A 5,595-nucleotide genomic window follows, 5' to 3' on the forward strand; every position below is an offset into this window, starting at 1 on the left:
TCGCAGAGCAGCAAAGCGCAAGCACGGTGGGGCGAAACGGATGCGAAAGGAACATTACGGGCTACCAGGAAGGTGATCAGAAAGGGTTGAAGCCTCCTTGGCAATGCGAAGTATTCGCAGGTGAGAATGATATCAGAGGGCTTTCAAGTATGTTGCCATTGACGATACATTTTTTCACATCGCGTGAAACGCCCTGACGATGCTGGATGCAAAGCGCTGCCAACAGCGGAGCCTTCTGTTCTTCCTGTTTTCACAGTCCCGTGGAAAACTACGCGTGCTTTGCACTCACTTTTTGTCTGATTTGATGGAGCCACGGATGGATAGCATGGATACCCAGCAAGAAAACGCCCTCGAACAATCACTCAGGCTGGCGGCGGATGAGCCGGCCCATCGACCCGACTTCTTCAAGACGCTGCTGGATTCCACCGTCTACGTCCTTGGCACTGCCGGGACTGGCAAAGGTCATGTCACGCTCGAAGCGGGTAGCAACATCAGCATCGCGAATTGGCACAAGGCTGACGGCTCACCTGTCATCCCTTTTTTTTCTTCGTTGAAAATATTGCAAGGGTCCATAGACAGCGAAGAATCCTACGTAGAAATCCCGGCCAGATCGCTTTTTGAAATCACACGGGGCGCCCCTCTTTTTCTCAATCCTAAGTCTCCTTATGGGAAAGAGTTTTTGCCGGAGGAAGTGCGCCATCTGCTCTCCGACGGGATAGGCCAGAAGCCAGCGCAGCGCACGGTCGAAAAAGACACGACCGTGCTGCTCGGACAGCCGTCGCAATACCCGTCCAGGATGATCCACTCACTCACGCAGTTACTCGCCAAACATCGCAACGTAAAACGTGCATTTCTGGCGTTGATGCATGACCCATCGGTTGATCAAAAGCCTCATCTGATCATTGGTATTGAAGCGGACGGAGATTTTGAACGGGTCATGCGCGAAGCCGGTAACGTCGCCGGAGATACCGCCCCGGAAGGCGAACCCGTTGACCTCTATCGCGTGACCGAAGATGGTGAAGGCCTTAGCGATTACTTCCTCAAGGAAACGACGCCTTTCTATGAACGGAAGTCGGCAGGGTGGCTGCGGTCATTGCTTGGTATTGGCAAAGCGTGACAGCGATCAAGCGGGTGTTTAGCGCAGAGCAAGCTTGCGAAATCGTGCTTGGGCTGTCTGACGGCTTAATGAGAGATGGCAAACCTGAGCGTTTTGTCATTCAGTCATGTGAGCTTCCCCCAACGGTGATTACTGGGTCATTCGCAGTAACAGTGAAGATTACGTCGTGCACGGCATGACGGAGTTCTGTTACGTCGGCGTCAATGCGCACTTGATCAACGTCATGACGGGCGAGCGGGATACGGTCGGCAGCTGCGTGAGTGTCGATGACTATTTGCAAGACAAATACGACCTGGAAGCAGCTGCGGGCAATAAGTATGTACTGACCCCGGCAATTGACCGAGGCGACAAACCGGCGCTGGCTAATTTGCGTCGAAAGCTGCAGTGCACCTATCCGCAAACCCTTTTGTTACTGACGGGCGAACAAAGACATTGGCTGACAGGTAAACGCAGGTTTCTTGAAGACGCGCAGCGGCTGCTTCTCGAACAATTCATCACCACCCCAATCGAATTAGTGCCTGATACCGGCGAAGCAGCCGTCATTGGCGCTGAAACCTGGCACAGCGAAGCGGTGTTGAGGGCTGTGGGCAAAAGGTTGTGCTGAGCCAACTTCAAAAAGCAGTCACATAAAATCCCGTAACCCACCATCAATTGGCGAGTGACGAGCGAGGCGCAAATCAGAGAGTCCCGCTCCTTGTCGGTGGGACATGCGTTTGGCGATTTGGCCGCGTTTGGTCGAAAAGCCGCGATCTGCATTGCCTGTAGCTATGCACCCAATCAAGGACGATGCATGAGCCAAGTCGACATTCAACGGATCACCGATCTTCCTCCGCAGATTCGGGTGCTAGAGAAAGAGGCGGTTGGAGAGGGCTTCAGGTTTCTTACGCGCCTGATTGCCGAGTGGCACTCCGGGGTCAATCGCTTCAATGCCCCCGACGAATGTCTTATGGCCGCGTACCGAAACCAGCAGCTAATAGCCATCGGAGGCCTTTCAGTTGATCCCTACGTCGAAAAGAACATGGCAAGGCTGCGGCGGGTCTATGTTCGCGCGTCGTCAAGGCGGCATCATGTGGGACAGGTGCTAGTAAGGGCGCTTGTTGCACATGCCGCTCTGCGCTTTCAGAACGTATGCCTTTTCACTGATACCGCAGACGGCGATGCGTTTTACCTGCGGTGTGGCTTCATGCGAATAGATCATGACCATGCGACCCACTTGATTTGCTTGAGCAACAGCTAACTCAGACGAGCAAAAATAGGACGAGTTTATTTTCCAAGTAAAATAAATCCATCCCCTTATCTCGCAATGTATTTCTTAGCCTAGGTAGACACCATTTGGCCCTTGCATCTTCTTTTCTTTTTCTTTTCGCATAGCCTTCTCCTCGTCGGACTCGGGCAGATAGATCTTATCGCTGGATTCGGGTTTGAGTGACATGGCGAGTACCACAAATAAGAAAACGGCGAACGTACCCAGCGAAATATTGATCAAAGCGCTAATCCAAAACCCCTTCATAACGTCCAGCAACGTGACCGCAGTCTGAGTGAGCGTCAACACTTGGTCAGTTCCCAGGACGAGATAGTTAATCGCAAACATAATCACTAGGCCAAATCCGATGTTCATGTTGGTCTGGTGATCCCTTCTCTGCTGGTCTTCTTTGTCGAGCAACTCGATGATTAGTTTGTCTCTTTCTATGAGCGCTTTTTTGCGGACGCCAGAAGGATAGCGATAATCATGATTATTTTTTTCGTCCTTGGCGGGATATTGCCATTTGATCCATCTGACAACTGCCAGTAATACTTGACGCAAAACAGGAAAAAGCAGGGCCATCAGAAACGCAAAGATGCCCAGGAAAATCAAAGCCCCTGCGGCGTTGACCTCAGGGGCGCTTAAACTACCGAAAGACTGTAGAAGGTTCTTTTTAAAGAAAATCATCAGGCATGAATCCAGTGCCAACAGAAACGAGATAAGCAACATGAAGTGGCGAAACTCAACTGCTTTATCGATGAAGGTGGTGCTAGTGGTGATGACTTTGCTAATGCTGTTACTTGAGTCGGCCATGAACGTCCTTGGGGCTTATTTATCTGTGATGATGCTAGTGTGCCACCTCCTGGTGATTCGTACAATTTCGTCGCTCACTTACCGCACCTGACGTCTGTTTAGCGTCGAAAAATACCGTTAATGAATGTCCGCATCTGGCCAACCGCATCTGGCCAACCGCAGCTTGCCACCAGCGGCTGACGCCGACCGGTTCTGCCATTCTTCAGTGGGGGCGGCTTTGTGTCGAAAAGCCACCACCTGCATTGCCGATAACGATGGACCAGAAAAGCCGAAAAAGAGGACGGATTTATTTTTCATTTATTCTAGTCGCGGCTACTCCCCATAAAAATCTATCTTTTCCCATGGCACTGGATGTCGAAAGAGAAGTCCCAAAAGACAGGGTACGCCGGATGGCCGTCGGTTAGCCAAAACGAGGTTATGGCGGTGGCTTGCTCGAGGTGCATAAACGTGGACAGGCTCTCAAGAGGGTCAGGATTTCCGAGCGTTTTGCCGTGAGATCTTGCGGACCATAACCGTCATCCCACCAAGTGCACCAGTTTCTCAGTCAACTCGCTGCGGACTTCGCTTGCAGTCACGCAGAACTGGCCATTAGTGATTTTTTAGTTACCAATGGAATGGTACAGTTGCTCCGCAAGCGTTCTACTTAGGTCAAAAGGTCCGTAGGTGTTAACCCAGACGGAATAGTTGAAGCTGTCTAAGAGATGCTCAATCCTGAGGATTGCGTCTGAGCGGGAATCTTGGTCGATACGCATGCTGGCTCCGTCAATCAGCGCTTGAACCTATATCTTGACCTCAAACCTAAGCAAACGGTAGAACGTTTCAAATCTTGCTAAGGAATAAACCTCTAAGCAGCATCAGCACTCCTTTTATTTGGTCCTCGATCGAGTTGCCATTGTCAGCCTTCTGACGCCCATCATATTTCACACGCTCGCGGTGCACTTAGTTACCAGGCTTCTAGCTCAGGGATACGCACGCTTCATGAAATTGCTGATGGATGTTGCGATGTGATTGGAGATCTTCCCTGATATCCGGAGAAGAGCTGAATTCGCAGTAAGCGCATTTGGTCACTCGGTCAGCATCTTCGGAGGGGTGCACCTGAAGCATGATCCATTCGTCATAAAAGCAGTGCGCTTCATGGTAGTGCCGGACACCTCGGGACTGAGTGACTGCTTTGTCTAGGCGCTGGCCGAGATTAAGGAGATTGGTAGGTGTTCTCAAGCTGTTTGGCCAGATGTTTGACCTGCTTGATCTGGATAGAAGTTATCTGCATTTACAGCTCCCGGAAGGGCTGTACCTGGCGTTCACTGCAAGGTCACCTGATTGGGGGGCAGATTAGGGGTTTCGACTGTCACGATAGTGCAATTGCTTCGCCAGCGTGGACGGCAGGTACCTACCGAGTACCTTTGCGCGGGAGGCTGGCCTTTGAAGATTGCTGAATCAATCGACTGAATTTCAATCGATATGTGCTGAATCAAGCACCCTAAGGGGGTTCTACAAAGGCACCTTTGCGGCAGCTACGAGCCTGCTATCACTCAGTGGCAGTCGGATCGTGACAATATTCAGAGGCACTGTGTGATAATGGCCAAATAATGGCGCTTCGAGTGGCTGTTAGGGGGCAGAATGGACTGAGCCTGCGGAGTTGGATCGCAGCAGCGCCAGAAGCAAATAGTCACTAGCCACAGTTTCAGTATCGTTGCCAGCGTTGCGGTGAATAGCCGCTTCACATGTCATGGAGACATTCAGAAATGTATTGGTTGGGGCCTTTCGAGTACGAATCAAAAAAAGCGCTTTTGGATGTGTTGAAAAGCTATTTGCAGTCTGCTCCCGCAGGCGCGATTACTAACAGGCACGCTATCAAAAAATTGCATTTGCTCATCGCATTGCATCCTGATGCGGAGCGAAAAATTGGAGTGGGGGTCGACCATTTCAAGATCAAGAGAAATGCGTTAGGTGCCGGCAATGGGTTTTGGTTGGTCCGGAGTGACGGGAGCGAAGACAGCTTCTCATATGAGCGATGCATCACTGGCGTTCCTCAATCGCCACATGGCAAAGTCTGTGAAGCACTGAGGTTTGTGGTGCGTCCACAGATGCAGGCTTTCCGTCATGGTTTAGGTTTGCCAACCAAATGCTCGGTGACTGGTGCAGACATCATCCACCGTAAGGATCTGCATATCGATCATAAGGACCCCTTCTGTAATTTGCTTGAGCGATTTTGCCAAGACCAAAAAGTCGATCTGTCTAGCCTCGAGACCATAGGAAATGGAGAGACATTGGAGCTGGTTGATAAAGGGATTTCCAGCGCCTTTGAGGAGTTTCACCGGCATCATGCTGAGCTGCAGCGTAAGCGTCTGCCCAAGTCACCTTGCGTGACTCAGGTAAGAGCCCGCTGAGTCGGAAACTTCATCAGCGCAGAAGTCGAAGG

General features: G+C 51.1%; 6 protein-coding genes. 5 read left to right on the top strand and 1 reads right to left on the bottom strand.

Annotated features, from left to right (window positions below):
• From IFT47_RS27465 to IFT47_RS27170, 4 genes are all read left to right on the top strand, one after another.
• Nucleotides 1-197: hypothetical protein (locus IFT47_RS27465; RefSeq protein WP_206759209.1), on the top strand; the 197-nt coding region annotated here is incomplete at its 5' end.
• A gap of 128 nt (nt 198-325) precedes the next feature.
• On the top strand, nt 326-1,117 hold the full coding sequence (sseB, locus tag IFT47_RS27160; protein WP_192175164.1) for an enhanced serine sensitivity protein SseB: 792 nt from the start codon (nt 326-328) through the stop codon (nt 1,115-1,117).
• A gap of 166 nt (nt 1,118-1,283) precedes the next feature.
• Nucleotides 1,284-1,721 (top strand): hypothetical protein, encoded by a 438-nt coding sequence (locus IFT47_RS27165; RefSeq protein WP_244656101.1) that lies wholly within the window; start codon nt 1,284-1,286, stop codon nt 1,719-1,721.
• Between the two features lie 186 nt (nt 1,722-1,907).
• A complete protein-coding gene (locus IFT47_RS27170; RefSeq protein WP_192175165.1) occupies nt 1,908-2,354 on the top strand; it encodes a GNAT family N-acetyltransferase in 447 nt (148 codons plus the stop codon).
• Nucleotides 2,355-2,429: 75 nt separating this feature from the next.
• Here IFT47_RS27170 and IFT47_RS27175 read toward each other — a convergent pair whose 3' ends face one another.
• Nucleotides 2,430-3,173, bottom strand: coding sequence for a hypothetical protein (locus IFT47_RS27175; RefSeq protein ID WP_192175166.1), 744 nt, complete (start codon nt 3,171-3,173; stop codon nt 2,430-2,432).
• A gap of 1,745 nt (nt 3,174-4,918) precedes the next feature.
• Here IFT47_RS27175 and IFT47_RS27180 point away from each other — a divergent pair.
• Nucleotides 4,919-5,563: a DCL family protein gene (locus IFT47_RS27180; RefSeq protein WP_192175167.1), complete on the top strand. Its 645-nt coding sequence runs from the start codon at nt 4,919-4,921 to the stop codon at nt 5,561-5,563.
• Nucleotides 5,564-5,595 lie beyond the last annotated feature (32 nt).

The sequence above is a fragment of the Pseudomonas sp. CFBP 13711 genome, from assembly GCF_014842265.1.
Taxonomy (GTDB): Bacteria; Pseudomonadota; Gammaproteobacteria; order Pseudomonadales; family Pseudomonadaceae; genus Aquipseudomonas.

What these genes read in the sequence shown, in the direction of transcription:
- sseB (WP_192175164.1), top strand. Translation starts at nt 326, where the DNA reads ATGGATACCCAGCAAGAAAACGCCCTCGAACAATCACTCAGGCTGGCG.
- IFT47_RS27180 (WP_192175167.1), top strand. Translation starts at nt 4,919, where the DNA reads ATGTATTGGTTGGGGCCTTTCGAGTACGAATCAAAAAAAGCGCTTTTG.
- IFT47_RS27170 (WP_192175165.1), top strand. Translation starts at nt 1,908, where the DNA reads ATGAGCCAAGTCGACATTCAACGGATCACCGATCTTCCTCCGCAGATT.
- IFT47_RS27175 (WP_192175166.1), bottom strand. Translation starts at nt 3,173, where the DNA reads ATGGCCGACTCAAGTAACAGCATTAGCAAAGTCATCACCACTAGCACC.